At 60.6% G+C, this 1,179-nt stretch carries 1 protein-coding gene; it reads left to right on the top strand.

All coding sequences use genetic code 11. The features are described from left to right. Nucleotides 1-10 precede the first annotated feature (10 nt). Complete coding sequence (locus ACI48D_RS25995; protein ID WP_435574132.1) at nt 11-1,162, top strand: IS5 family transposase; 1,152 nt, start codon at nt 11-13, stop codon at nt 1,160-1,162. Nucleotides 1,163-1,179: the final 17 nt, after the last annotated feature.

The raw sequence follows: 1,179 nt of genomic DNA, 5'->3' as shown, positions 1-1,179 counted from the left end.
GGAGCATGCTATGGCGACGAAACGTTCACTCGACGGTTCTGTCCCGTCGGTCCATCCCGGCGGCAGGCCGCCAGCACTGAAGCCTGAGCATATCGCAGTTCTGCACGATATCGTGACGGAGCGAGCGCAGGCCAGTCTGCAAGAGATTGCCGACGAACTGTATCGCCGCTGTGACGTGCGCGTATGTGACGCCACCATCCGTCGAGCATTACGTGCCCAAGGCATCGTACGACTAAAGCCTGTACGACGGGCATACGCGGCAACCGCGTCCAAGGGGCCCAAGCGCTATGGCTACACGGCAGCCCATCGCCGCAAGGACGTGTCACCGTACAGTACCAATCTGACGGACGCGGAATGGGATTTAGTCGCTGACTTGTTCGAGCGCTCCCCGGGCCAGCGCGGCACGCCTGCACACTACAGCCGACGCGAGCTCGTGAATGCGTGTTCTTACGTCCTACGTACAGGCTGTGCCTGGCGGCTATTACCCGAGACGTTTCCACCTTGGCAGGCCGTCTACAAAGCGTTCGCGCGCTGGGTCGATGCGGGCGTGTTCGAGCAAATGCAAGACCGGCTGCGTGAACAATGGCGAGCACGCATGGGACGCTCTAGTACGCCGACAACGGCAGTCATTGACGCGCAATCGAACCGCGCTTCGCCACAAGGAGGTGATAGCGGATTCGATGCAGCCAAGAAGGTCAAGGGGCGAAAACGCAACCTCGTCGTTGATACGATGGGACTGCTCATCGCGCTCACTGTCACGGCTGCGAGCGTACAAGACAGGGACGCCGCCGCAGCCGTTGTTGCGCAAGCGTGCACCAAAATCCCCAAGCTTGAAAAGCTCTATACCGACGGGGCGTACGGCGGGAAATGTGCGCATGACATCGAGCAGGCACACCACATTCGTGTCGAAGTTGTCCGCCGCCCAGGTAACGGCACGATCGGAACCCTGCATGACCCGAAGACAGGGCCCGAGCAAGCCGCGGTAGTGAATGCTGGGTTTGTGATCTTGCCGAAGCGCTGGGTCGTCGAGCGCACCCACGCGTGGACCGAACGCTGGCGCCGTACGGTCATGCATCACGACCGCAAGCTGGATATCTCGGCCGCCTGGGTGTGGTTGGCCGAGGCACGTATGCTACTGAATAGACTTACCCATCAGGTTTGATTTTGTCTACACCCTGT

Origin of the sequence: Massilia sp. LXY-6 (assembly GCF_051233485.1) — a bacterium.
Classification (GTDB): domain Bacteria; phylum Pseudomonadota; class Gammaproteobacteria; order Burkholderiales; family Burkholderiaceae_D; genus Telluria.
This window is presented reverse-complemented; position numbering and strand designations above follow the sequence as displayed.